Below are 962 nucleotides of genomic sequence, written 5' to 3' on the forward strand. Positions count from 1 at the left end.
CGGGCCGTATCTGGCGCGCGGCGCCGCCGACCTGGTCCCTTCGGCGCAGCTACTGGACACTTACAGCCCCGAAATCTATTGCACGCTGCGCAACTACCACGACATCGTGCCCATCACCGGTGCCTCCGAGGGCGGTTTCAACGGCTACTCGTTGAACATGAACACCGAGGCGCTGTCCGGATTGGGGCTGGTCGCGAATCCCCTGTCGCTGGTTGCCATCTCCGCGCTCACGCTGGGGCTCGGCGGCGCGGTCGGCCTGATCGGTGGTGCGCCCAATCCCTACGTCTACCCGGAGAACCTGCCCCGGGTGAACGCGCGCGGCGGTCCGGGCGGGGCGCCGGGGTGCTGGCAGAAGATCACCCGCGATCTGTGGCCGGCACCGGAGCTGGTGATGGACACCGGCAACAGCCTCGCGCCGTACAACCATCTCGACACCGGATCGCCGTATGCGATCGAGTACGTCTGGGGCCGCCAGGTGGGAGATAACACCATCAACCCGTAACACGTAGCCAGTGGCCGAAGCCTCTGCGGGACAGGATAATTCGCTTCCGAGACGATCGGCTCGCCGGAATCGGTGAAGGTGGTCACCCGAGCGACGAGGCTGTGCACCCGCAGGTTGGCGCCGTTGCTTTGTTTGTGCCACTGCATCGCGGTACATTTCACTGGTCTTATTCCATAGGTGTACAGGCCAGCGCCGGGTGGCGACGGCCCCGAGGCGAGGGGCAGCGGTGGCGACGGTGGGTTATCCGGATAACCAACCGCGCGGGTGGCGGTCCATCGCCGGGCCCACAACTTTCGGGCTCACGGTGTAGGCCATGGAAGGTTCACCCGTTCAGATCAACGACTCGCGAGAGCCGCCCTACCGGTTGATCACCTTTGTCGTGGCGGTCGTTCTCGCCGTCATCTTCACCCTGGTTTACATCCAGTTCCGCGGAGGGTTCACGCCCAAGACCGAGTTGACC

The 962-nt window shown here is 65.0% G+C and carries 1 protein-coding gene; it reads left to right on the plus strand.

Annotated elements, in window-relative coordinates:
- Positions 1-502: MCE family protein (locus AC5Y7E_RS24185; RefSeq protein WP_499950939.1), on the plus strand; the 502-nt coding region annotated here is incomplete at its 5' end.
- Between the last annotated feature and the right edge of the window lie 460 nt (positions 503-962).

The organism is Mycobacterium sp. NGS17, assembly GCF_059813205.1.